The sequence below is a fragment of the Chryseobacterium cheonjiense genome (assembly GCF_012927265.1).
GTDB lineage: Bacteria > Bacteroidota > Bacteroidia > Flavobacteriales > Weeksellaceae > Chryseobacterium > Chryseobacterium cheonjiense.
The window spans coordinates 807,249-832,356 of sequence record NZ_JABBGF010000001.1; the positions used below are offsets into that span (position 1 = coordinate 807,249).

The 25,108-nt window shown below is 38.9% G+C and carries 24 protein-coding genes; 16 read left to right on the top strand and 8 right to left on the bottom strand.

Annotated features, from left to right (window positions below):
* Window positions 1–115 precede the first annotated feature (115 nt).
* From HHL20_RS03755 to HHL20_RS03765, 3 genes are all read left to right on the top strand, one after another.
* Window positions 116–1,009 carry a helix-turn-helix domain-containing protein gene (locus HHL20_RS03755; protein WP_169229841.1) on the top strand — a complete coding sequence of 298 codons (894 nt, stop codon included), beginning with the start codon at window positions 116–118 and terminating at the stop codon, window positions 1,007–1,009.
* 88 nt (window positions 1,010–1,097) lie between these two features.
* Window positions 1,098–2,099 (top strand): aldo/keto reductase, encoded by a 1,002-nt coding sequence (locus HHL20_RS03760; protein WP_169229842.1) that lies wholly within the window; start codon window positions 1,098–1,100, stop codon window positions 2,097–2,099.
* A gap of 59 nt (window positions 2,100–2,158) precedes the next feature.
* Window positions 2,159–3,349: an MFS transporter gene (locus HHL20_RS03765; protein ID WP_169229843.1), complete on the top strand. Its 1,191-nt coding sequence runs from the start codon at window positions 2,159–2,161 to the stop codon at window positions 3,347–3,349.
* A gap of 271 nt (window positions 3,350–3,620) precedes the next feature.
* On the opposite strand, the gene HHL20_RS03770 is transcribed toward HHL20_RS03765, so the two are convergent.
* On the bottom strand, window positions 3,621–5,840 hold the full coding sequence (locus HHL20_RS03770) for an NADP-dependent isocitrate dehydrogenase (protein ID WP_169229844.1): 2,220 nt from the start codon (window positions 5,838–5,840) through the stop codon (window positions 3,621–3,623).
* 165 nt (window positions 5,841–6,005) lie between these two features.
* Between HHL20_RS03770 and tpx the strand changes: the two genes are divergently transcribed.
* Both tpx and HHL20_RS03780 read left to right on the top strand, forming a co-directional pair.
* Window positions 6,006–6,506: a thiol peroxidase gene (gene tpx / locus HHL20_RS03775; RefSeq protein WP_169229845.1), complete on the top strand. Its 501-nt coding sequence runs from the start codon at window positions 6,006–6,008 to the stop codon at window positions 6,504–6,506.
* A 261-nt stretch (window positions 6,507–6,767) separates the two neighbouring features.
* On the top strand, window positions 6,768–7,979 hold the full coding sequence (locus HHL20_RS03780) for a DUF763 domain-containing protein (RefSeq protein ID WP_169229846.1): 1,212 nt from the start codon (window positions 6,768–6,770) through the stop codon (window positions 7,977–7,979).
* A gap of 60 nt (window positions 7,980–8,039) precedes the next feature.
* Here the strand turns inward: HHL20_RS03780 and HHL20_RS03785 are convergent, their stop codons facing one another.
* The 5 genes from HHL20_RS03785 to HHL20_RS03805 all read right to left on the bottom strand — a co-directional run bounded on the left by HHL20_RS03785 (window position 8,040) and on the right by HHL20_RS03805 (window position 11,563).
* The gene (locus HHL20_RS03785; protein ID WP_169229847.1) at window positions 8,040–8,879 is read right to left on the bottom strand and encodes an SDR family NAD(P)-dependent oxidoreductase; all 840 of its coding nucleotides are present in this window, start codon (window positions 8,877–8,879) and stop codon (window positions 8,040–8,042) included.
* A 184-nt stretch (window positions 8,880–9,063) separates the two neighbouring features.
* Window positions 9,064–9,801: an SDR family oxidoreductase gene (locus HHL20_RS03790; RefSeq protein ID WP_169229848.1), complete on the bottom strand. Its 738-nt coding sequence runs from the start codon at window positions 9,799–9,801 to the stop codon at window positions 9,064–9,066.
* 180 nt (window positions 9,802–9,981) lie between these two features.
* Window positions 9,982–10,554, bottom strand: a complete 573-nt coding sequence (locus HHL20_RS03795) for a Crp/Fnr family transcriptional regulator (protein ID WP_169229849.1) — start codon at window positions 10,552–10,554, stop codon at window positions 9,982–9,984.
* A gap of 71 nt (window positions 10,555–10,625) precedes the next feature.
* A complete protein-coding gene (locus tag HHL20_RS03800) occupies window positions 10,626–11,054 on the bottom strand; it encodes a DUF4268 domain-containing protein (RefSeq protein WP_169231111.1) in 429 nt (142 codons plus the stop codon).
* A 101-nt stretch (window positions 11,055–11,155) separates the two neighbouring features.
* Window positions 11,156–11,563 carry a VOC family protein gene (locus HHL20_RS03805; protein ID WP_169229850.1) on the bottom strand — a complete coding sequence of 136 codons (408 nt, stop codon included), beginning with the start codon at window positions 11,561–11,563 and terminating at the stop codon, window positions 11,156–11,158.
* A gap of 182 nt (window positions 11,564–11,745) precedes the next feature.
* Between HHL20_RS03805 and HHL20_RS03810 the strand changes: the two genes are divergently transcribed.
* The 6 genes from HHL20_RS03810 to HHL20_RS03835 all read left to right on the top strand — a co-directional run bounded on the left by HHL20_RS03810 (window position 11,746) and on the right by HHL20_RS03835 (window position 16,540).
* Window positions 11,746–12,153, top strand: coding sequence for an RrF2 family transcriptional regulator (locus HHL20_RS03810; RefSeq protein ID WP_169229851.1), 408 nt, complete (start codon window positions 11,746–11,748; stop codon window positions 12,151–12,153).
* Window positions 12,154–12,241: 88 nt separating this feature from the next.
* Window positions 12,242–12,934 (top strand): phosphoadenylyl-sulfate reductase, encoded by a 693-nt coding sequence (locus HHL20_RS03815; protein ID WP_169229852.1) that lies wholly within the window; start codon window positions 12,242–12,244, stop codon window positions 12,932–12,934.
* 19 nt (window positions 12,935–12,953) lie between these two features.
* Window positions 12,954–13,862 (top strand): sulfate adenylyltransferase subunit CysD, encoded by a 909-nt coding sequence (gene cysD / locus HHL20_RS03820; RefSeq protein WP_169229853.1) that lies wholly within the window; start codon window positions 12,954–12,956, stop codon window positions 13,860–13,862.
* Between the two features lie 131 nt (window positions 13,863–13,993).
* Window positions 13,994–15,235: a sulfate adenylyltransferase subunit 1 gene (locus HHL20_RS03825; protein WP_169229854.1), complete on the top strand. Its 1,242-nt coding sequence runs from the start codon at window positions 13,994–13,996 to the stop codon at window positions 15,233–15,235.
* 39 nt (window positions 15,236–15,274) lie between these two features.
* Window positions 15,275–16,159 (top strand): sulfite exporter TauE/SafE family protein, encoded by an 885-nt coding sequence (locus HHL20_RS03830; protein WP_169229855.1) that lies wholly within the window; start codon window positions 15,275–15,277, stop codon window positions 16,157–16,159.
* A 90-nt stretch (window positions 16,160–16,249) separates the two neighbouring features.
* Entirely contained in the window at window positions 16,250–16,540 is a 291-nt protein-coding gene (locus HHL20_RS03835) for a putative quinol monooxygenase (protein WP_169229856.1), read from the top strand.
* 139 nt (window positions 16,541–16,679) lie between these two features.
* Here HHL20_RS03835 and HHL20_RS03840 read toward each other — a convergent pair whose 3' ends face one another.
* Together HHL20_RS03840 and HHL20_RS03845 are read right to left on the bottom strand one after the other, a co-directional pair.
* The gene (locus HHL20_RS03840) at window positions 16,680–17,987 is read right to left on the bottom strand and encodes a T9SS type A sorting domain-containing protein (RefSeq protein ID WP_169229857.1); all 1,308 of its coding nucleotides are present in this window, start codon (window positions 17,985–17,987) and stop codon (window positions 16,680–16,682) included.
* 215 nt (window positions 17,988–18,202) lie between these two features.
* Window positions 18,203–19,021: a T9SS-dependent choice-of-anchor J family protein gene (locus HHL20_RS03845; protein WP_169229858.1), complete on the bottom strand. Its 819-nt coding sequence runs from the start codon at window positions 19,019–19,021 to the stop codon at window positions 18,203–18,205.
* Between the two features lie 95 nt (window positions 19,022–19,116).
* On the opposite strand from HHL20_RS03845, the gene HHL20_RS03850 reads away from it, so the two are divergent.
* The 5 genes from HHL20_RS03850 to HHL20_RS03870 are packed head-to-tail and all read left to right on the top strand — an operon-like array spanning window position 19,117 to window position 25,107.
* Entirely contained in the window at window positions 19,117–21,252 is a 2,136-nt protein-coding gene (locus tag HHL20_RS03850; protein WP_169229859.1) for a TonB-dependent receptor plug domain-containing protein, read from the top strand.
* 11 nt (window positions 21,253–21,263) lie between these two features.
* The gene (locus tag HHL20_RS03855; protein ID WP_169229860.1) at window positions 21,264–22,391 is read left to right on the top strand and encodes an HmuY family protein; all 1,128 of its coding nucleotides are present in this window, start codon (window positions 21,264–21,266) and stop codon (window positions 22,389–22,391) included.
* A 43-nt stretch (window positions 22,392–22,434) separates the two neighbouring features.
* A complete protein-coding gene (locus tag HHL20_RS03860; RefSeq protein WP_169229861.1) occupies window positions 22,435–23,313 on the top strand; it encodes a heme/hemin ABC transporter substrate-binding protein in 879 nt (292 codons plus the stop codon).
* Window positions 23,297–24,340, top strand: coding sequence for a FecCD family ABC transporter permease (locus HHL20_RS03865; RefSeq protein ID WP_169229862.1), 1,044 nt, complete (start codon window positions 23,297–23,299; stop codon window positions 24,338–24,340). The genes HHL20_RS03860 and HHL20_RS03865 overlap by 17 nt, the downstream gene beginning before the upstream one ends.
* Window positions 24,337–25,107, top strand: a complete 771-nt coding sequence (locus tag HHL20_RS03870; protein ID WP_169229863.1) for a heme ABC transporter ATP-binding protein — start codon at window positions 24,337–24,339, stop codon at window positions 25,105–25,107. The genes HHL20_RS03865 and HHL20_RS03870 overlap by 4 nt, the downstream gene beginning before the upstream one ends.
* The last annotated feature ends 1 nt before the right edge of the window (window position 25,108 follow it).

The following is a 25,108-nucleotide window of genomic DNA, read 5'->3' on the forward strand; positions in this document are numbered from 1 at the left end:
CATCCAACTATACATTCAATTTTTTCAATGGCCGGTAGCAGTATCGGTCATTTTATTTTATCTATTCTTTCGATTTTAATATTACAGTATTGTTTGAATTTTATAATTTTGACAAATGGAATTTAACGAAACAATAAAAGGTTTTTACAAACGCGTAGGACTGCAGTGTATTAAAACACCGGGAGTAGGTCATTTCAATGTATTTTCACGTGAGAACTGTTCTTTAATAACCCCGTACAGCAGAAGGGATTATTATAAAATTTCATTGATCATAGGGAAGGGAAAGCTTCATTATGCTGATAAATGGATTTACGTAGACCGTCCGGCATTACTGTTTTCTAATCCTCTAATTCCGTATTCCTGGGAAGCAGAAGATAATAACCAGAAGGGATATTTCTGTCTTTTTACCGATCACTTTGTGCATGACGGGAACCGCTTGGGAAATCTTCAGGATTCACAGCTTTTTAAAATAGGGGGAACTCCGGTTTTCTTTATCAATGAAGAACAGCAGAAAACCGTTGCGGATATTTTTATTAAAATGATGGCCGAAATTCAATCGGATTATCTTCATAAATACGACATGCTAAGGGCCTATCTTCATCTTCTGATTCATGAAACCATGAAAATACATCCCGCAGAAAATTTCGAACCTTACCAGAACGCTTCACAGAGGGTAGCTTCTTTATTCATGGAGTTGCTGGAAAGACAGTTTCCTATTGACAGTCCCGAAAGGTTTCTTAAATTAAAAAGTCCGGTTGATTATGCCGAAAGCTTATCCATTCATGTTAATTCTTTAAACCGTTCCGTAAAAGAGATCACCGGAAAAACAACAAGTCAGCAGATTGCGGCGAGGATTATCCAGGAAGCTAATGCATTGCTCAAGCATACGGACTGGAATATTTCAGAAATTGCGTATGGTTTGGGTTTTGAAGAGCCTGCTTATTTTACCAATTATTTTAAAAAACAGACCGGAATATCACCCAATGCAGTAAGAACTGCTGTTGTTTGAATTTTATAATTCTTCGTTTGAATTGTATATTAAATAGAAAGCCCGGCTTCTATAATTTTGTACTGTAAATTTTAAATCACAAGCTATCATGAAATTTAGAACATTAGGGAACACAGGAGAGCAGCTGTCTGCCATTGGATTAGGATGTATGGGAATGAGCTTTGCTTATGGACCTGCGGATGAGCAACAAAGCATCAGCACGCTTCATAAAGCACTTGATTCGGGAATAAACTTCTGGGATACCGCAGATATGTACGCCAACGGCGATAACGAGAGGCTGATTTCGAAAGTTTTGGTGCCGAACCGCGATAAAATTTTTATTGCTACCAAATTCGGATTTCGTTTTAAAAATGAAACGGCGGGACACAGCGGATCTCCGGGAACGTATTTTGACGGCTCACCGGACTGGATTAAAAAAGCCGTGGATCTGAGTCTTCAACGGTTGAAAATTGATGAAATCGATTTGTATTATGCACACAGGGTCGACCCGAATATTCCTGTTGAAGAAACGGTAGGGGCGATGGCAGATCTTGTAAAAGCCGGTAAAGTGCGCTACTTAGGATTATCCGAAGCTTCTGCAGAATCTATCAAAAAAGCAAATAAAATTCATCCGATTACTGCCCTGCAATCAGAATACTCTCTGCTGACAAGAGATATTGAAAAAGAAATTCTTCCAACAATCAGGGAACTGGGAATTACCTTAGTGCCGTATTCTCCGCTGGCAAGAGGATTATTTTCAAATATTAATGAAGCACAGCATTTCGGTGATGATGATTTCAGGAAATCCCTGCCGCGGTATCAGGAAGAGTTTCTTGAAAATAATAAAAATCTTGCGAAAGAAATTAATGAATTTGCCCAATCCAAAGGTATTAAAGGAACTCAGCTGGCATTAGCGTGGGTGCTGAATCAGGGAGAAGACATTATTCCTATACCGGGAACAAAGCGCATCCCATACTTAGAAGAGAATATCGCAGCTGCAAATATTGAACTTTCTACTGCTGATCTGGAAACAGTTGATTCGATTTTAAAAAAATATCCAAATGTCGGCGCACGATACAGCGAAGGTGCCCTGAAACTGGTCAATAACTAAAATATTTCCTTTCAGATTTCAATATAAAAACATAATCTGGATTTTACGATTTTATAAAAATGGTTACACTTAAAGAAAAAAATAAGTTTATTGCTACAATTCTGGCATTCGCTGTCATTCCGATGTCGGGTCTTGCAACAGACATTTATCTGCCGTCTATGCCAAGTATGGCAACAGAGCTTCAGCAGCCGGAAAGCAATATTCAACTGACGCTTTCCATATTTTTAATCAGTTACGGTCTGACGCAGTTTTTTGCAGGAAGTATTGTAGATTCATTCGGTAGGTATAGAATTACAATGCTTTCGCTTGGTTTGTTTGTCGCATCTTTTTTGATTACGGCAACCACTCACAATATTTTTGTGATCTACGCCATGCGTGTTTTGCAGGGAATACTTTCGGGGTTTGCCGTAGTGGCCAAAAGGGCATTTTTTGTAGATGTCTACGAAGGAGAGCAGCGGAAACATTACCTCAGCATCATGACAATTGTCTGGTCGGTAGGTCCTATTATTGCGCCGTTTATCGGAGGATATTTACAGAAAAATTTTGGATGGCAGTCGAACTTTTATGTATTGGCAGGCTACAGTTTACTGTTGTTAATTCTGGAATTTATTTTTTCAGGCGAAACACTGAAGAAAAGAAATCCTTTCCATCTGGAATTTCTCATTAAAGAATACAATACGATGTTCAAAGCTAAAGATTTCTTTTACGGAATGATTATGTGCGGACTGAGCTATTCCATGATTATGTTCTTTAATCTGTGCGGATCTTTCATTATAGAGCATAAAATGGGTTATTCTGAAGTAGTGGCTGGTTATGTATCGCTGATTCTGGGATTTGCCTGGATGACCGGCGGGTTTTTAGGGAAGGCTTTGATCAATAAAGCATTTCTGCCAAAAATACGTTATGCAAACTTTATCCAGTTATTTTTAATTATTTTAATGTTTGTTGCATCCTATTTCTCGAATAATATCTACAGTCTGGTTGCCTTTGCGTTTTTGATACATGTTACGGCAGGATTTATCTTTAACAATTATTTCTCCTACTGTATCGGAAGATTTCCAAATTCTGCGGGAATTGCTGGGGGGCTTACCGGTGGTGTTGCCTTTATCATCACCTCGGCCATCAGCTACGGAATTGTAGCCGTGATAAAGCCTCAGATTCAGCTTGAGGTTGCAGAAGGATATTTCGTGCTGGGAATTTTAGGGCTGTTTATTTTAAGCATGATTAAATTTAGAAGGGCGCATGCTTAATTGTTAAAGATTTTTGCATCATTAGGAACGGTCAATGTCATCCTGAGCTTGTCGAAGGAAGCTCGTTTTTACATTAAATTACAATCAATGGCTTTAGCCAAACTTAATATTTGGGTGATGCAGTTTCTGCGTTTGTCAAATCAAAAGCGGGCGTAGCCAATGTCAATCAGATGGAACCTTTTGTGTACGATAAGATAGTTAAGTTATTTTTAAACCAATAAAAAAAGCTCCTTTAAAAAAGGAGCTTTCATTTATATCAAAACCTGGGAAATTAAATTCCGTCAATAATTTCATTTAAAACCGTGCTTGGCCTCATTGCAGTATACGTTTTGTAAGTATCTGTTTTGTAGTAGCCTCCGATATCCTCAGGTTTACCCTGAACGCCAATTAGCTCAGCATTGATTACTTCTTCGTTCTCTTTCATCGCCTCTGCAATAGGAGCAAACTGTGCAGCCAACTCCGCATCAGCAGTCTGGTTCGCTAATGCTTCAGCCCAATACATCGCAAGATAGAAATGAGAACCTCTGTTATCGATCTGTCCTACTTTTCTGGCAGGAGATTTATCAGTTGCTAAGAATTTAGCGTTTGCTTCATCCAATGCATCTGCCAATACCTGAGATTTTGTGTTTCCCTGAGTTTGTGCTAAATGTTCCAAAGAAGCTTGTAATGCCAAGAATTCACCTAAAGAATCCCATCGTAAATAACCTTCTTCAACGAACTGTTCAACGTGCTTCGGAGCAGAACCTCCGGCTCCTGTTTCAAATAAACCACCACCATTCATCAATGGAACGATAGAAAGCATTTTTGCAGAAGTTCCAAGCTCAAGAATAGGGAAGAGATCAGTAAGATAATCTCTCAATACATTTCCTGAAACGGAAATCGTATCTTTTCCTTCTCTTGCTCTCTTTAAAGTTTCTGTCATTGCGTCTTTTACATCCATAATTCTGATGTCAAGACCTGCAGTATCATAATCTTTAAGATATTTTTCAACTTTTTTGATGATTTCCCTGTCGTGCGCTCTTCCTTTATCCAGCCAGAAAATAGCAGGCGTATCAGATAATCTTGCTCTGTTTACGGCTAATTTCACCCAATCCTGGATTGGCGCATCTTTCGTCTGGCACATTCTGAAAATATCACCTTTTTCCACTTTTTGAGAAAGAAGAACATTTCCGTTTTCATCCTGAACTTCAATTGTTCCGTCAGCAGAAGCCTGGAATGTTTTGTCGTGAGAACCGTATTCTTCAGCTTTCTGAGCCATCAGACCAACATTCGGAACAGAACCCATTGTCGTTGGATCTAATTTTCCGTGCGCTTTCATATCATCAATTACAGACTGGTAGAATCCTGCATAAGAACGGTCCGGAATAATACAAACCGTATCTTCTTCTTTTCCGTCTTTGTTCCACATTTTTCCTCCGCCTCTTACCAAAGCAGCCATAGAAGCATCAACGATGATATCAGAAGGAACGTGGAAATTAGTAATTCCTTTGTCAGAATTTACCATTGCCACTCTTGGCCCGTTTACCAAAGCAGCTTCGATGTCTCCTTTAATATTGGCTTCCTGCTCGTTTCCTTTGATTTTATCAAAAAGATCTGCAAGACCATTGTTAGGATTAATATCTAAAGATTTGAACGTTTCGGCATATTTAGTGAAAACTTCTTTAAAGAAAGTTTCTACGATAGCTCCGAAAATGATTGGATCAGAAATTTTCATCATCGTTGCCTTCAAATGTGCGGATAACAATACATTTCTATCTTTAGCTTCCTGAATTGCCTTTTCCACAAAAGCTTTCAAAGCATTTAAATTCATTACGGATGAATCAATAACTTCTCCTGCCTGAAGATTGGCGAAATCTTTTAATTGAGTTTCAGAACCGTCATTTCCTTTGAATACGATTCTGTATTTTGTAGCATTTTCAAGTGTAGTTGAAGTTTCCGTCCCATAGAAATCTCCGCTTTCCATGTGCGCAACATCTGTTTTGCTGTCAGAAGCCCAGTCGCCCATTCTGTGAGGATTTGCCTTGGCATAGTTTTTAACAGCTTTAGGAGCACGTCTGTCAGAATTTCCTTCCCTTAATACAGGATTTACAGCACTTCCGAGCACTTTTGCATATTTAGCTTTGATTGCTTTTTCTTCATCATTTTTAGGCTCAGCCGGATAATCAGGAACGGCAAAACCTTTAGCCTGAAGTTCAGCGATTGCCGCATCAAGCTGAGGTGCCGAAGCAGATATATTAGGTAATTTGATAATATTAGCGTCAGGTTGTGTAGCCAATTGACCCAGTTCAGCCAAAGCGTCACCGATTTTCTGATCATCTTTCAGAAACTCAGGGAAGTTGGCTAAAATTCTTCCTGCCAAAGAAATATCCGGTACTGCAATCTCAATGTTTGCTGATTTTGTGAAAGCTTTTACAATCGGTAAAAACGAGTGTGTAGCCAACATCGGAGCCTCATCTGTAAGGGTGTAATAGATTTTTGATTTGTCTGACATTATACTGTTATTTATTATTTGATTTTTTAAGACTCACAAATTTAGGTAAAAATTAATTTTTTAGATGATTATAAGCCAATATTTTCGGCTTTAAGATTAATTTAACCCCAAACCGCATAAAAAGCGCTGTTTTTTAATTAAATTTGATGAACTAAAAAAAGAATTATGTCAACAACCATTACTTTAAAAGGAAATGAAGTGCACACAATCGGGAAATTACCGGAAGTAGGCTCCAAGATCAGGGATTTTGCACTGGTAGATTCAGGGTTACAGGTAAAAACACTTGAAAATTTCGACGGAAAGAAAAAGGTATTCAACATCTTCCCGAGCATTGATACGCCTACATGTGCATCATCAGCAAGAAAATTCAATGAAGAGGCTTCTGCACTGGAAGATACTGTTGTTATCAACGTTTCCAGAGATTTACCTTTTGCTTTAGGAAGATTTTGTGCTGCCGAAGGTCTGAACAATGTAGAAACCCTTTCAGACTTCAGAAGCAGTTTTGGGGACGATTATGAAGTAACAATCACCGATTCTCCGATGAAAGGTCTTTTGAGCCGTGCCGTAATTGTTACTGATGCCGACAATAAAGTAGTGTACACAGAACAGGTTTCGGAAATCGCTGACGAACCAAATTATGAAGCTGCTTTAGCTGCATTGAAATAATTAAAAATTATATTTTAATCATTGCCTTGTGGACTTCCGCAGGGCTTTTTTTAATTAAACACGAATGTCACGAGTATTTTTCACGGATAACACAAACCTCTATCAATAGGAACGGGCTTTAGCCCATTTAATCCAATAGCAATTCAATTGGCTTTAGCCAAAATTTATAAATTTAATTAGTGAATATTCGTGAAAAATATTCATGCTTAAATACTGACCTCAATCATCAAAATTTAATTCTAATAATCCTACCTTTACATCATGAAACGTTCCGGAACAGCAGATTTACCGCTTCACTATGGCAAAGTACCGCCTTGGTTATATGAACGTATGTCTGTTCTCGGCCTATCCATTATTGAGGTCATTCTCGCAGATTATGGAAAAGATGAAGTATTGAGACGACTCGCAGATCCGTTCTGGTTTCAGAGCTTTGGTGCGGTGATGGGGATGGACTGGCACTCTTCCGGAATTACCACTTCGGTTATGGGAGCACTGAAACGTTCCATCAACCCAAATTCCCAGACTCTTGGATTGTATATCTGCGGCGGAAAGGGAAAATTTTCAAGAGAAACACCTTCGGAACTCATCAGGATTGCCGACAAAACAGGATTAAACGGAAACGAACTTGTAAGAGCCAGCAAGCTTTCGGCAAAAGTCGATAATACGGCCATTCAGGATGGTTATCAGCTATACCTGCATAATTTTATCCTGGCAGACAACGGAAACTGGAGTGTCGTACAGCAGGGAATGCATGAATCCGATAGTACGGCGAGACGCTATCACTGGCATTCTGAAAATATAAAATCTTTTGTAGAAGAGCCTCACACGGGAATCAACGGTATTTCAAGAGGTAAAATTTTAAATCTTACTGATTCGGATGCTTCCGAAAACAGGAAAGGTATTCTGGAAATTTCCCATACTGATTCTGCGGAAATTATGAGTGATTTTGCAAGGTCAATTCTTCCCGCACACCACGATGTACAGGCTTCCGATGTTGATTTGAAACGCCTCGGAGCATTGTTGTATGTGACCCGCGAACAGCAGCCTCAGAATTTTGAAGACCTGCTGATGCTGGAAGGGGTAGGGCCAAGAACCATGCAGTCACTGGCGTTGGTAAGTGAAGTGATTCATGGAGCGCCGTCAAGATTTACCGATCCTGCAAGATTTTCTTTCGCCCACGGCGGAAAAGACGGCCATCCTTTCCCAGTTCCCACTAAAGTCTATGATGAAAGTATTAATATCATCAGAAAAGGAATTGAAAAATCAAAACTTGGAAATTCCGATAAACTGAAAACATTGAACAAGCTTCACGATATTGTTGTAAAAACCGAACAGAATTTTACCCCTGATTTTGATATCCAGGAAGTGATTGAGGAAGAAAGACAGAATTCATGGCGTTTTGGCGGAAAAACTGTTTTTGGTGATGCTCAAAAGCCCTCTCCTCCGAAACCAATCCAGCTTTCTTTGTTCTGATAACTAAAAAGCCTTATACCTTTTGGTATAAAGCTTTTGTTTAAATTGTGGATTCTGGTTTTAGATTCCTGTAGATAAAGTTAAATCTTCCCAGTTTTTCGCATCTTTTGTAATCGCTTCGATCTTATTGTTCAGGAATTCCGGAGCTCCAACTCCCAACAGCAGATGTACCGGCGGATTTTCCTCTTTACTGATCTGTATCAGAACATCAGCTGCTTTTACCGGATCATTCGGCTGGTTTCCGTTGATCTCGTCCAAGTGTGCTTTCTCCGAATTTCTTGCCGCTTCATAGGCTTCAATAGAATTTTCAGGCGTTTTTACCGAATCTTTTGTCAGGAAATCGGTACGGAAATAAGCAGGATAAACAACCGTTGCGTGAATTCCGAAATCTCTCGCTTCTTCGGCCAAAGCCTCCGTAAATCCGGCTACTGCAAATTTTGTGGAACAGTAAACTCCCCATCCCGGAAAACCACCGTAATAGCCTCCAACAGATGAAATGTTGAAAATATTTCCTGATTTCTGCGCTCTGAGATAAGGCATCGCATTCCTGATCACATTCAGTGTTCCGAATACGTTAACATCGAAATTGGCCCTTGCTTCGGCATCGCTCAATTCTTCCAGCGTTCCCAATTGTCCGTATCCTGCATTGTTAACAATCACATCAACATTTCCAAAATGCTCTACCGTTTTATCCAGAGCAGATTTTACATCATTATTATCCGTAATATTCATACTCAACGGGAGGAAATTTTCGGAAACTTCTCCGAATGCATCTGTTAAAGATTCTACCGTGCGGCTTGTTGCAGCCACTTTAAATCCATCTGATAATAATTTTTTTACCAGTTCGAACCCAAGACCTTTAGACGCTCCTGTCACGAACCATACTTTTTTTGCTTCCATTTTTTAATATTTTTATTGTTTTAAATGATGGTACAAAGATGGTAAGAAGAGCTTTTTTAAAAGTAGCCGAATCCGCGAATGATGTAACCAAATCGTGAATGATCTTTAGTTCTTGCAAAGCAGGATGCAGAAATTATAGCTTAATAAAATAGAAACGCTAAGTCTCTCTTTTAGTATTAAAAATCTACCACGGACTGATTCCGTTTTCATCCTCAATATCATTGCTGAAATATTGTCCGGTCGGTCCGTTTTCATCCGTTAATGTATGTTTTACGATGAATGATGCTGCACTTTCCACAGAGCCTGGTCCGCTGTGGCCATTGAAATCGGTTGCCGTATAACCGGGATCAATGACATTAACTTTGAATTGCAGTTCTCTCAGTTCGTACGCAAGCGTAATGGTATACGCATTCAATGCTGACTTTGAAGGGCCGTAAGCTGCTGTTTTTACATGATAATATTTCCATTCCGGGTCGGTATGCAAAGTAAGAGAACCTAATCCTGAAGTGATATTGCTGATTCGCGGACTGTCTGATTTTTTAAGCAAATCTAAAAATGCCTGGGTAACATTGATTACTCCAAAGAAATTTGTGTTAAAAACTTCCCGGATATCATTCACCGAAGTCTCGGAAGCGGTCTGAGGATTTACGCCCAGAATTCCGGCGTTATTAATCAGGATATCCAGTTTTCCCTGTTCTTTTTCAACCAAATTCTTTGCTTTGGCTATTGATTCAGGATTGGTAACGTCGATTTCAACTGCTTTGATATTCTGAAATCCCTGCTTTGTCAATTCTTTTACAGTTTCTTCTCCTTTTGCAAGATTTCTGCTTCCTAAATAAACAAATAATCCCTTTTCTGAAAGTTGTTTTGCGGTTTCAAGACCGATGCTTCTGTTGGCTCCTGTAATTAATACTGTTTTCATTTTTTTTATTTTAACTGATGTAAAATTCCGATAATAAAACAGCATGACATTTGCCATTTGGCAAAAAGAGAGAAATTATAAACAACATTGAGGCATTTTGTCAATAATGAATGAATTTTGACAGAATTGTTTAAGCAAAGACTCTTTAAATAAATTAAAAATGAGTATTCAGATAAAAATTTACAACGTGATATTTTTCCTGATCCTGCTCAGAGAAGACTGTGTCACGCCCAGATAAGAAGCCACATATGAAAGCGGAATTCTGTTGACTGCCGTAGGATAAATTTCAAGAAACTTGAGGTAACGTGTTGTAGCATCTTCTGTAACCAGCGGACTCCTTCTTTCCACCTTCTGTATTAAAGCTCTTGAAATGATTTTATGAACGATAGCATCAAATCCCACAATGGTCTGTAAAAGCTCCAGCCAGTCCTTTCTTTCAAAAACGATAAGCTTACAGTCGGTTACTGCCTGAACATATGCGCTGGAACAAATCTGGTTATCAAAGCTCTCAAGATCTACGACCAGGTTATTTTCTTCAATGAAATATTTGGTGATCTCCTCGCTTTTATTGTTGTAGTAACATACGCGCAGGATTCCGTCAACAACAAATCCCACCTGTTTGGCTACTTTACCGGCTTCGGAAAAATATTCTTCTTTCGGAAGAGTTAATTCTATGGCTTTACCTGCAATAAAATCCATCTGCTGCTGATTGAGATTGCCGAATCTCAGGATAAAATCAAATAGTTCTTTCATAAATGCAAGGTAAGGAAAGAAAATATTGTGGCATTTGTCATTTGGCAAATAAAAGGTTGGTTTTTATAGAATTAGACATCTTTTATAAAATCTTCATATTCATAATAAAACCTTTCAAAACCATCCATTTTATCAACGAAAAACTGAAAAGTTTCCTGCCATGTATTTTTATTGAAAATGGAAACGTCATGTTTTTCAACCCAGATTCTGCTGATGATTTTCCCGTTTTCCAACGTATAAGATTCTTCCTTATGAAAATCGCCGATAAAATCTTTCAGAATATCCTCAAGCGACCAGATTTTATTGTAATAGGCATCTCTGAAAACTTCATCTTTCATTTCGATATCAAGAGAGACTTCCGCCTTTTTATTATCCGCATAAAACTTGAACGACATATCCTTAATCTTGGTATCGTATAAAATCCATTTTCTCGGAAAAGATTTTCCAAAGGCCGTCCAAAATTCTTTTTTTAGCTGTTGTGCTTCCTGTTTGCTGAACATATAACAAAAGTAGGAATTTTTGAACGGAATGGAATAAGAAGAAAAAAAGCCCGCCGAAAAACTTAATTTTCCTGACGGTCTCTGTCGGTTCATATCCAATATTATTTTCCTTCTGATCTTACTGTTGCTTCAGGAGTAACGGGGGTGAAGAAATTGACAAGATTTCCGTCAGGATCACGGAATAAAAGTGATTTATTTCCCCAGGGCATTATTGTTGGCTTCTGTACGATGCTTCCCTGAAGATAGGCAGATAATCTTTCATACTCTTTATCAACATCTTCTACCTTAAATTCAATAATGATGCTGCGGTTTTGTTGCGGTTGTGCTATATCATCACCGCCAAAGAACTGTAATGTTCGGATGCTTCCGATGGCTAAAGTTGCTGTTGCCGTCCTGAGCTCAGCGAAATCCGGCGTGTATTGTATCAGAGAAAATCCTGTGATGTGTTCGTAAAATTTTATTAACCTTTCTATGTCTGCAGTAATGATGCGAATTGATAATAGATTCATTTTTTATATTTAATTATAGCACAAAATTAGCCGATCGTATGACAGCTGTCTGTCAGCAGTCTTTGAATTAATTCAAATAAAATTATACTGGTAGTTTCTGTATATTGCAACGTATTCATATCCTGATCTTTCAACTTTTCAGGATATTGATGATTTAAAACAATTTTCTTATTTTTGTAGTAATGCTGTCTAAAAAATCTCAATACGCGTTTAAGGCGCTGTCGTATCTTGTAGAAAAGAGGAACGACGGGCCTATTCTTATTTCCGAAATTGCCGATCATAAGAAGATCCCTTTGAAGTTTTTGGAAAATATCCTGCTCGAACTTAAAAAAGCGGGGATTCTCGATAGTAAAAAAGGTAAAGGTGGAGGATATTTTTTTAAAGAAAATCCTGAAAACGTTAAGCTGGCCAAAATTATCCGTCTCGTAAACGGGCCCATTGCGCTGCTTCCCTGTGTAAGCCTGAACTTTTATGAAAATTGTGAAGACTGTACCGAAGATCATTGCGGGCTGCACGACGTACTGATTGAAGTAAGGGATGCCTCGCTGAATATTCTGGAAAGAAAAACTTTAATGGATCTGGTCGACTGACCCGGTCCTTTTTTTTGAATTATTAGTCTACTTTTTTGGTGGGATAATAATTTTATTGGATATTTGCATTACTTCAAATGAATAAATTATGATTTCAAAAGAAGATGCAGAAACACTCAGACAGCTTCCGTCAGAAGAAGGATTGAAATTTATTTCTTCACGTTTTCCGGAAACAGCTGTTTTTTCAACATCACTTGGTCAGGAAGACCAGGTCATTACCGACATCATTTTCAGAAATAAGCTGCCGATAAAAGTTTTTACACTGGATACAGGCCGGCTTTTCTACGAGCACTATGAACTGCTTTCACAAAATAATGCCCGCTATGCAACCAAAACGGAAGTCTATTTCCCGGAATCTTCGGATGTTGAAAAATACGTCAATGAAAAAGGCATCAATGCGTTTTACCATTCTGTAGAAAACAGGAAAGAATGTTGTTTCATCAGAAAGGTTAAACCTTTAAACCGCGCCCTTGAAAATGCAGACATCTGGATCACAGGATTGCGTTCTGAACAATCGGAAAACCGGGAAAATATGCCTATTATCGAATGGGACGAAGAACGGAGGCTTTACAAGTATAATCCGTTAATCGACTGGAATTACCAGCAGGTTCTCGTTTATCTGCAACAGAATAAGGTTCAGGAGCTGCCTTTGCATAAAAAAGGATTCATAAGTGTCGGCTGTGAGCCATGCACGAGAGCTGTTGTTGCAGGCGAGAATCCGCGTGCAGGACGCTGGTGGTGGGAAAATTCACAAAAAGAGTGCGGCCTTCATACGCATTAATTCAAATATTACTTTCAAAATGAATACATATAAACTAGACTATCTGGAACAGCTGGAAGCTGAAAGTATTTACATTATGCGGGAAATTGCCGCACAGTTTGAAAAGCCAGCTTTGCTTTTCAGCGGCGGAAAAGATTCCATCACATTGGTACATCTGGCAATAAAAGCTTTTGCACCTATGAAAATTCCTTTTCCTTTGGTACATATTGATACCGGCCACAACTTTCCGGAGGCATTGCAGTTCAGGGATTATCTTGCAGAAACAATCGGTGCAGAACTGATCGTACGCAGTGTGGAAGATACCATTAAAGCTAAAAAATTAGCAGAACCTAAAGGAAAATTTGCCTCAAGAAACTGGCTGCAGACGCATACTTTACTAGATACGATTGAAGAATTCGGGTTTGATGCATGTATCGGCGGAGCCAGAAGAGACGAAGAAAAAGCAAGAGCGAAAGAACGTTTCTTCTCCGTTCGGGATGAATTCGGGCAATGGGACCCAAAATTACAACGCCCTGAACTCTGGAATATTTATAACGGAAGAATCAGCAAAGGTGAAAATGTAAGGGTTTTCCCGATTTCCAACTGGACGGAACTCGATGTCTGGAATTATATTAAAAAAGAAAATATCCAGCTTCCATCGATTTATTTTGCGCATGATCGTGATGTGATTGAACATGAAGGACAGCTGATTGCCGTTTCAGATTTTATCCGGATTGATGAAAATGATACGATTGTCAATAAAAAAGTCCGTTACAGAACAGTAGGCGATATGACCTGTACAGCAGCCGTAGAAAGCCATGCGGAAACACTGGATGAAGTAGTGAAGGAAATTACGGCTTCCAGGATTTCAGAACGCGGCGAAACAAGAATCGACGATAAAGTGACGGAAGCTGCCATGGAAGACAGGAAAAAGGGCGGATATTTTTAATAAGCAATGCCAATTGTGCTTAAAATTTGTTTTTTAAAATTAATATAATTTCTAACACGATTGATAGGTAATGTAATTTGATGAGCTCAAAAATTACTTATTACCTATTACTCATTATTAATAAACTAAACGTGGACATATTAAGATTTATCACTGCAGGAAGCGTGGATGACGGCAAAAGTACCCTCATCGGAAGACTTCTTTATGATAGTAAAAATATATTGGTCGACCAGCTGGAAGCGCTGGAGAAACAGTCAAAAAATAAGAACGAAAACGGAATAGACCTTGCCATTTTAACTGATGGATTGCGGGCTGAAAGAGAGCAGGGAATTACCATTGATGTTGCCTACCGATATTTTTCGACACCTAAAAGGAAATTTATTATTGCCGATGCTCCCGGACATATTCAGTACACAAGAAATATGATTACCGGAGCTTCAAACTCACAATTGATTGTTATTCTTATTGATGCAAGACAGGGAGTTATCGAGCAGACCAAAAGACATTCCATCATCGCTTCATTACTGAAGATGAAACATGTAGTGGTAGCCATTAATAAAATGGATCTTGTTGACTATACACAGGAAATTTTTAATGATATTAAAATTCAGTATGATGAAGTTGCAGCCAAACTGGGACTGGAAAATATCAGCTATTTCCCGATTTCGGCATTTCATGGTGATAATATTGTTTCCCGGTCAGAAAATATGAGCTGGTACGATGGCCTTTCACTGCTTGATTTTCTGGAAACAGTTGAGGTCAATAACAACAACGAGTTTGAAAGCCCGAGATTCCAGGTACAATATGTAATCCGGCCTCAGACTGATGAGCTTCACGATTACAGAGGTTATGCCGGAGAAGTGATTTCCGGCGTTTACAAAAAAGGGGATGAAATTACGGTGCTTCCGCAAAATATCAATACAAAAATATCGTCTATTGAAACAGGAGGTAAGGAAACGGATGCTGTTTTTGCCGGACAGCCTGCCGTTATTCATATTGAAGATGATATTGATATCAGCCGCGGTGACTTCCTCGTTAAACCGGACAGTCTTCCAAAAATGGAAAATGAAATTGAAGCGGTTGTCTGCTGGTTGGATAAAAAAGAACTGACTGAAGGCAGTAAATATTTTATCCAGCATAAAAGCAAGCTTCTGAAAGCGCTGATAAAAGAAATCGAATACAAAATTGACGTCAATACATTAGAAAAAATTCCGGTTACGGAAAATATCAGGCTGAATGAAGTGGTAAAAGTCCGATTGAAGACGGCTTCTCCACTTGTATTCGACAGCTTTAATGAAAGCCGTAACACAGGAAATGCCATCCTGATCGACGAAACCGGCAATTCGACAGTAGGTGCTGTCATGATCCTGTAAGTCTATAATTATTGTTTTAACAACTAAATGTAAACGGTAATGATCATCTCAAGAAAAGTTCAGGTTAGGCTCAATGTATTTTTTATAACAGCCGCAGTATTGTCTGTTACCGTTTTTTCCATATATCAGCTCGGGTATCTGGACGAACTTTTTACGGTCCTTGCTAAAGATAACTATATTTTTTACTGGATGCTGCTGGTGGGCGTTTTAGCGGAAATTGTAGCCGGATCAATGGGAATGGGCTATGGTGTGATCTGTACTACCACACTGCTGTTTCTGGGTATTCCGCCACATGCGGTAAGTGCGAGCATTCATTCTGCCGAAAGTTTTACCACCGCGGCAGGAAGCTTAAGCCATATCAGGCTGAAAAATGTAAGTAAAACGCTGGTGAAAAGGCTTGCGGTTCCGGCTGTAATCGGAGCTGTGATCGGAGCTGTTTCTCTGACATATCTGGGAGAATATTATTCAAAAATCACAAAAACCATTATTTCCTTTTATACACTGTATCTGGGCATTCAGATTTTATCCAATGCCTTTAAAAATAAGCAGGATAAAAAACTGAAAAAGAAAACTAATCTTACCAGACTTGGCCTTGCCGGAGGATTTATCGATTCATTTGCCGGAGGAGGATGGGGACCTTTGGTGACCGGAACATTAATTAAAAATTCCTTTACGCCAAGGTTTGCAGTGGGAAGTTCTACGGTTGCCAAGTTTATTTTAACCCTTACCGCAGCTATTACTTTTATTTTAACCCTGGGCATCCAGCACTGGAACATCATTTTTGGGCTGCTGATCGGGGGAATCTTTACCGCACCTTTTTCCGCAATGCTTACGGCTAAACTCCCTGTGAAGAGCATGTTTATCGTCATTGGACTGCTGGTGATTATTATGAGTTCCATAACCATCTATAAATCTGTTTTTTAATAAAAATCACTTATTGAGTTGAAAATAAATGCAATAAAAAATATTTTTGGTTTTGAAAATATTTTACTTTTACAGCATTAAAAAAATACTATGAACATACACGTCGTTGCCGTTTTTAAGTTTAATGAAAACTATTTAATGGAAGCTGTTGAGCTTTTTCAGACTTTGGTAAAAGAAACCAGAAAAGAAGAAGGCTGTCTGAAATATGATCTTATTGAAGATAAAGACAATAAAGGAACATTCTTTATGGTAGAATTATGGGAAACCGAAGATCATCTGAACCGTCACAGCGGACAGGATCATCTGCTGAACTTCAGAAAAGAAGTATCCAAAATGCTGGAAAGCTCTACCGTAGTGTATAAAGGGTTTAAAACACTTTAAATAAAGATAACCTTATTAAATCTAAAAGGCTGTTCACGAATGCGAGCAGCCTTTTATTAGAAAAAATAGAAAGTATTATTTGAAAAGTGAAGTATTAATCGTTAATTTTAAAAATTCTTAATTGACCATTCAGAATTGCCTATTTCACGATCAGCTTTTTCGTTTCCGTCTGTCCGCCGAACGTTATCTTCACAAGATAATTTCCTGGAGAGAGGTGCGAAAGATTCAGATCCTGTTTATAAAAGCCCGTCTGGTTGGTAAGTTCAGCAGAATGCACTTTTTTTCCGGATAGATCATAAATCTCTACATTCCCTTTACCGCTGAGCTTTTCTTTAACATCAAATAAAACAGTGACCTGCTTATCTGCCGTTGTCGGGTTAGGATAAATTCCGAAAGAAGCTTTTTTACCGGAAGCATCTATTGTTCCTAAAAATGATGTAATATTTTTATACTTAAAATACATATTTCCGGTCTGGGAACCTTCGTTTGAAGTGAAATACATTCTGTAATAATCAGAACCCTGTTTGATGTAATACACTACGTCACTGTAAACACCTACCGTCGGTTTCCAGGAATGACCGATGGTTGTAATATTGTTTGAAAATGAAGAAGCTACAGGAAGAGTAGAAGCTGTAGTTGCCTGAGTCTCGGGCTGTACTTTGGCTACCGTGATATTGCTGTTCTGTATCACGCCGGACATTCTGTATTTCGTAGTAGCAGGCTGACCTGTATTCGGGTCGGTGTACGGATAATCGGTCCAGTATCTTGTAAACATAAGGTCCCAGTTGGCTTTTGGAGGCTCCAGATTAGTTACTTTATCTTCGGTTGCAAAAGAGAAATAGTTAAAATACGCATCGTCGGTTCCGTTGGCTATGGTTTTTGAAACGGTGGTATCCCATGACGAAGTTGCCGGGTTCCATTTGGCATATTTGAAAGTGTAGCCTCCGAAATAATCGTCAATCATGAATTTGTAATAGGTATTGCTCAAAACATATTTCAGGATAAAAATTACTTTTCCTTCAATATGATGATTTCCGGGATTGTATTCGCCCCAGCCGTAAGTAGCTGTTCCCTGCTCGAAAGCACCTTCCTGAATAGATGTTGTATTGTCAAGATTATATAGCGGCGATCCGTAAGCAGCAACACTGTTAGTTGTAATAGAATTCCAGTCGTTCGGATTAGCGGAAGCCTGATATACTTCGATATTTTGAGCATCATTAATTCTTGTCCCGAAATTCATGCTGGAGTTTCTGTAGAAAGCTATATCCCAGGTATTGGCTGGTTGAGGGACCATTGCATTGCTACTCAGATCAAAAAATACACGGTTCTGGTAGCTTGCGCCCATCGTCATATTTACTGTCGTATATCCGTTGGCATCAACCTGCGAAAGAACAGTCTGCTGAACTCCTAAAGCAAGCATTGAAGCGAAAAGTAGTTTTGTTTTCATAATATCAGATGTAAATTATTATTTAGAATTATTCTACAAAAATATATTATTTATTTTTATTTGTTCTAAATAAAATATGATTTTTGTCGTGTTTTAAATTTAAATTTTAATTATTTAAAGAAAATAATGAGCTTCAGCCTACTCTTAAAACATAAAAAAAGACCGATCTATGAAATCATAAATCAGTCTCCCGCCGTAAGGCTGTCTAATTAATCTTATTTCTTTATAAACTTGGATTTTACTGCAGAACCTTCTGTAGTTTCAATAATGATATAATATACTCCTGTCTGCAATGTGCTGATATCGAAAGATCTTCCGGCTAATTTGCCGCCCGCCACTTTTTGTCCGGATGCAGAATAAATACTGATGTTTTTCGGATCTTTTTTGGAGATAAACTGTAAAGCGGTATTTTCTGCATTCACTGCAAATTTTACAGATTCCTTAGATTTGATCTGATCAGAAACAGCAAGATTGGAAGCGGTGTTATATACAACATTATCAATCTGTACCGCAACATGTGTTGCTGAAGGGGTAAACCGGAATACAATATACTGAGATGAAGAAGCCGGAATGGTAAGGCTGATATTCTGAACGGCTCCGATTGTTGATACGGTGATTGGATTTCCAACGGCAACAAATGTAGACATATCCGCAGGGTTTGAAGCCAGTCCGATTTGTATCGTTCCGGGACCGGGCGACGGGGAAACTAACGTTGTCTGGAATGATAATGTTTTGTCGCCTGCAGGAGCTGTAATCTGGGGAGAAATAAGGTAAGATGGCGCAGAACCGTTGTTTCCGGCATAAGACTGTACAAACTTATTGGCAGAATTACTATTGTCTATAGCAACGATCATTCTGGGAGACACCGGTGGGAATTCCTGAGTTGGAGAAGCCGTTATGGCCGACCAGCCGCCTTGTGGGAAAGTAGTGTTTCCTGCGGTAAAGCCGTCAAAGTTTTCATTAAGTGTTGCTACCTGCGCCTGTGCAGCCATTGCTGTAAAGAGTAAAGTTCCTAAAAGTAGTCTTAGTTTCATAACGTTATTTTTATTTAGAATTATTCCACAAAATTATAATATTTATTTTTAACTGTTCTAAATAAAATTATATATTTGTCAAAAATTTTTCGTCTATGAAAAAGAAAGTGCTTTCCATACTATCATTATCCGTTATTTTATGGGTGAATGCACAGGAAAAAGATTCTCTTAAGCAGAAAACAATCGATGAGGTTGTCATTACCGGACAATTCATGCAGCAGTCAATTGACAAATCGATCTATAAAGTTGAAGTAATTGATGCACAGCAGATCAAAAATATGGCGGTGACGAATGTTGCCGAAGTGCTGAATCAGAATCTTAACATTTTAATAGAACCCGGCAAAAGCTCAGGAAATTCAACGGCCAACATCATGGGGCTCAGTGGCGAATACACCAAGATTCTTATTGATAATATTCCTGTGGTGAGTGATGAAGGCATGGGAAATCTTGTTGACCTTACTAAAATCAATGTCAATAATATTGAAAGAATTGAGGTTGTAAAAGGTTCAATGGGCGTGGAATACGGAAATAATGCGGTAGCCGGAGTTATCAATATCATTACGAAAAAAAATTATAGTAAAAAGTTTACCGCGCTGGCATCCATACAGGAAGAAACAGTACGAAATGACTACGACTGGTTCAAAAAAGGAAACGGACGCCATATCCAGTCACTGAATTTTGGGTACAGGTTTAATGACAACTGGTCTCTTTCTGCAGATATTAATCATAATGATTTCCAGGGTTATAAAGGTTCGCTTAACGGATATAAATATTTTAGTGAAAATAACGACGGAAAGCGCGGGTACGACTGGCAGCCGAAAGATCAGCTCACCGTAAACGGAACCATCCGTTACAGCAAAAACGCTACGAGTTTTTTTTACAAGCTGAACTTTCTTACGGAAGAAATCAACTACTATAATCCTTTAGTTACGGATCTTCCATTGGGCGGAGGAAACAGGACGTATACTGCAAACGACAAAGATTATCACACCAACCGCTGGATTCATCAGTTTAATATTCAGACAAAATTCGGAAGAATTAACTATAACGGAGACTTCTCTTATCAAAGCCAGGAAAGAAAATCACAGGTTTATACGTATGATGTTCCCAACCGACAGGAAATCTCCAGAGATTCTGAAATTACATTCTACAAATCCGACGTATTGTACTCAAGAGGAATGTTCAATAATTTTTTAGATAATGAAAAAATTAATTTTCAGCTTGGATACGAATTAGACCGTACGAAGGGTTTTGCCGATGCAACTACTTTTGAAAGCAATAACAATGGAAAAAGCATTGAACGCGCTATATTCAATTATGCCAATTTCTTATCAGCCGAATGGAAAGTAAATGACTGGTTTTCATTCCGTCCCGGAGTAAGGCTGGCCCTGAGCGACAGGTTCAGTTCGCAATATAACTATTCAGGAACATTAAGATTTACAACCTCTGAAAATTCGGACATCCGTGCCGTTTTCGGTTCAGCCAACCGATTTCCAACTTACGATGAATTATACACTTTTGTAGTTGATAACAATCACGACATCAGAGGAAATGAAAATTTAAAACCTGAAACCGGTTATTCTGCTTCCGTTTTCTGGGACTATGCTTTAACCAACTCCAGCAACTGGAAATTTAATTTCAGCCTATCCGGAATGTACCTTGATGTGCAAAACAGAATACAGGATGTGATTATCAACAACAGCCCGCTGCAAATAACTTTCCTGAATGTAGACGATTACAGATCAATCTTATTCGGAGGGGGAATTAACGTAAGAAAAGGAGATCTTTCTTTGAATGCAGGAGTTTCGGTTATGGGCGTTTCACAGGTTTTAAATACAGGAAACATCACTTCACCTGATGATTATAATTATTATGCTGAAGCAAATCTTGCCGCCAACTACACTTTGCCGGTGTCAAAAACTTTGTTTGCACTGTATTATAAATACACCGGAACTCAGCGACGCTACACCTACCAGGGAAAAGAAAACGATCCGGGAGATCCGGGGCAATATATTTTAGGGGAAATCGGGGATTTCAATATGTTGAATTTCACAGTGAGCCAGCCTTTCTTTAAAAACCATTTTGAAATAAGTGCGGGAATTAAAAACATCTTCGACGTGACGAGTGTGAAAAATACCATTCAGTCTGGGGATACCCACAATGCCTCTTCCGGACTGCAGAATCTGTTCTATGGACGAAGTTATTTCATGAGGTTAAATTATAATTTTTAAATACATTAAAAATGAAAAAAATACTCTATTGTTTGCTTGTAGGAGCTTCCTTTATTTCTCAGTCATGTATTAATGATAATGAAGATCCTGTATCGGTAGCCAAAATAGAAGGAGCCATTGCAGATCCAAGGGTAGGCGGGGCAACACAACCCAATCAGGTGTGGATTGATCTCAGCGAAACTGATCCGATAACGAAAGGACCTGTACAAAAACTGACCAGAAGAACCGACTGGGATCTCGCCTTGTATTCGGGACCGGAATTTAAAGTAGTGTTGAATTCTTCCATCATGATGGCTGCAGCTAAAATCCCTAATGTTACAGATTTCAGTCAGGTAACGGAAGCTACCGTTTCCACCTTGAAAAATCAGGTTCAGGTAGCCAATTTCAATCCTGCCAACGAGGTTTATATCGATGATGTCAAAGGAAATTTTCCCTCCGGATATACTGCTATTGAAGAAATTAAAGCCAATGATTCTGAGAATGCGGTTTATCTTGTCAATATGGGTAAAGAAATCTACAATGGTTCGGTACCCGTTGGTTCTGTAGCTACGGGAGGTGACAGCCGCGGATGGAAAAAAGTACAGATTTTACGGTCTGGGGAAGGCTATAAAGTAAAATCAGCAGATATTGATGGCAATAATTATTTTGAAATAACGGTAGCCAAAAATACTCTCTATAACTATAATTTTATCAGTTTAAAAAATAAAAACGAAGTATCCATTCAACCCGAAAAGAAAAAGTGGGACCTTTGTTTCACGGTATTCACCAACACCATTTCCGGAGCAGGAAGCTATATTTATGCCGACTTTGTAACGATCAATAATGTCGGCGGAACAGGCGCTTATGAGGTAATTGTTCCTGCAGGAACTTCAGGAGTGGAAGCGTATAATAATTTTAAAACTTCTGATATTGATCCATCCAAATTCATCTACGATGATCAGCGTGTAATCGGGTCCAACTGGAGGAATCCCGTAGGCACCAATGGTCTGGAAGTTTACGGGGATCGTTTTTATATTCTCAAAGATCCCAACGGGTATTATTTCAAGCTGAGATTTACCAGACTTACCAAAGCAAATACGGACGATCAGGGAGTTAAAGACGAAAGAGGTTTCCCTTCTTTCGAATACAAACCTTTGTAAGATTTTACATTTTCTCTATTCAATAAATCAAATAAGTATATCTATGAAAAAATTCATCTTTGCAGCTTCTGTACTGATGGCAGTATATTCCTGCAAAAAAGAAGAGGGTGCTAAAACGGAAACTCAAACGGAAACAAAAGCCGAAACACCGAAATCAAGTAATAAAATTGTAACACTTAACGGTGGGATCACAGAAATTGTAGCAGCTTTAGGCCACGAAAAAGAAATCGTGGGAACAGATGTTACCAGTACTTATCCTGAATCACTAAAAGCGACAGCGAAAGACCTGGGTCATGTACGATCAATGACCATCGAGCCGATCATGGCCGTATCTCCGACATTGATTTTAGCTTCAGATAAAGACATCAACCCGGAACTGATGGGTAAAATCAAATCTTCAGGAATTAAAACTGAAATTTTCAAACAGGAATTTACCGTAGACGGAACCAAAAAGCTGATTGCAGATGTTGCCAAAGCCACCGGAAATACAGATTATCAAAAGCTCAATGACAAAATTGATGCTGATTTGAAACAGATTCAGCGTATCGCTAAAAAGCCGAAAGTATTATTCATCTACGCCAGAGGAAATACGCTGATGGTTTCAGGAAAAAATACACCCATGGCTTCTTTAATTGAAATTGCAGGAGGTGAAAATGCAGTTAATGACTTTGAAGATTTTAAACCTTTAACACCGGAAGCTGTTGTAAAAGCAAACCCTGATGTTTTATTCTTCTTCACCAGCGGACTGCAGGGTGCCGGAGGAAATGAAGGCGCGCTTAAAATGCCGGGTGTTGCACAAACCAACGCCGGAAAAAATAAAAAGATCATCGCAATGGATGGCGGACTGGTTTCCGGTTTCGGGCCAAGGCTGGGTGAGGCTGCTGTGGAATTAAACAAACTTTTCATTGAAAACGCAAAGTAAATTATACGTTTACCTTACCATAAGTGCCATACTGCTTCTCATCATAGCGGTATGGTCACTTAATACCGGAGTTTATGATTTCGCCGGCAAATCTGCTTTTGAAGTGTTGGGAAAAGTTATAAAAGATAATCCGGGCTTGTCTTTAAGTGATCAATATGTAGTCTGGGACGTAAGAGCAGCCAGGATTATCATGGCGATACTCATCGGAAGTATGCTTGCCGTTTCCGGAACGAGCCTCCAGGGACTGTTTAAAAATCCGCTGGCAACAGGAGATTTAATCGGACTGACATCGGGAGCAACACTACTTGCCGCAATTACGATTGTTTTAGGAGGACATTTCAGACAGTATCTTCCTGAAGCTGTACAATTTTCGCTGGTGGGTATTGCCGCTTTTGCCGGTTCATTATTATCAATGTTGTTGGTGTATAAAATCTCAACAAGCGGCGGAAAAACCAATGTGGTTATGATGCTGTTGTCCGGAGTTGCTATTACAGCCATCGGATTTTCTATCACCGGATTCCTGATTTATATTTCAAAAGACGAGCAGTTGAGAGATTTAACATTGTGGAATTTAGGAAGTTTAGCCGCTGCGACCTGGATGAAGAATATCATTTTGGGAATTGTTCTGATCATTTCCTACATCATTCTGTTGCCTAAAGGTAAAGCACTGAATGCCATGATGCTGGGTGAAAAAGATGCGCAACACTTGGGAATTAACGTCGAAGCCTTGAAAAAACAGATTATCATTATTACGGCATTAATGATCGGAAGCTGCGTGGCATTTTCGGGAACAATTGGGTTTGTCGGACTTATTGTACCGTATATTTTAAGGCTTTTATTTAAATCAGATTATGCTTTCATCCTGCCTTTATCAGCAATCTGCGGAAGTATTTTATTATTAACGGCAGATACATTCAGCAGGAGCATTGTTGAACCTTCGGAGCTTCCTGTCGGGATTTTAACAGCATTAATGGGAGGTCCGATTTTCATTGCTATTTTAATTAAATTCAAAAAATCACTGTCATGATAAAGGCACATCAGATCAGTTACAGACATAAAGAATTTCATATTCTGGATTCGGTGGATGTACATCTCGGATATGGAGAATTTTTGGCTATCGTCGGGCCGAACGGAGCAGGAAAATCAAGTCTGTTGAGTATTCTGGCGAATGAAGTAAAGTCAAAACAACAGGTTTTATTTAAAGATAAAAATATCAGCGACTGGAAAGTCAATGAGCTTTCAAAACATAAGGCAAAATTTTCACAGCATAACAGCAATGATATTCCGCTTGAGGTGAAAGATGTTGTGATGATGGGGCGCTATCCGTATTTCGATGCACAGCCGGCCCAGGAAGATTATGAAGCCATGAATACGATGATGTACGAAACCGATATTTTCCATCTTAAAGAAAGAGAATACAACACGTTATCAGGAGGTGAAAAACAAAGAGTGCACTTATCCAGGGTCATGGCGCAGCTTCAGAATGAAATTGCCCACAAAGTTCTTTTTCTTGATGAGCCTCTGAATAATCTGGATGTAAAACATCAGTACAAAGCATTGGAAATCATCAAAAAATTTACGGGAAAAACGAATTCAGCCATTGTTGTACTCCATGATCTGAATCTTGCTGCGCAGTACGCGGATAAAATCTTACTAATGAAATCAGGACGTGTGACGGCCTGCGGAACACCGGCAGAAGTTTTTACCGCAGAAAACATCAGTGAAGCCTACAATTTTCCCTGCACGATCTGTGATCATCCGATTACGGGCAGGCCAATGATTATTTTTGGATAAT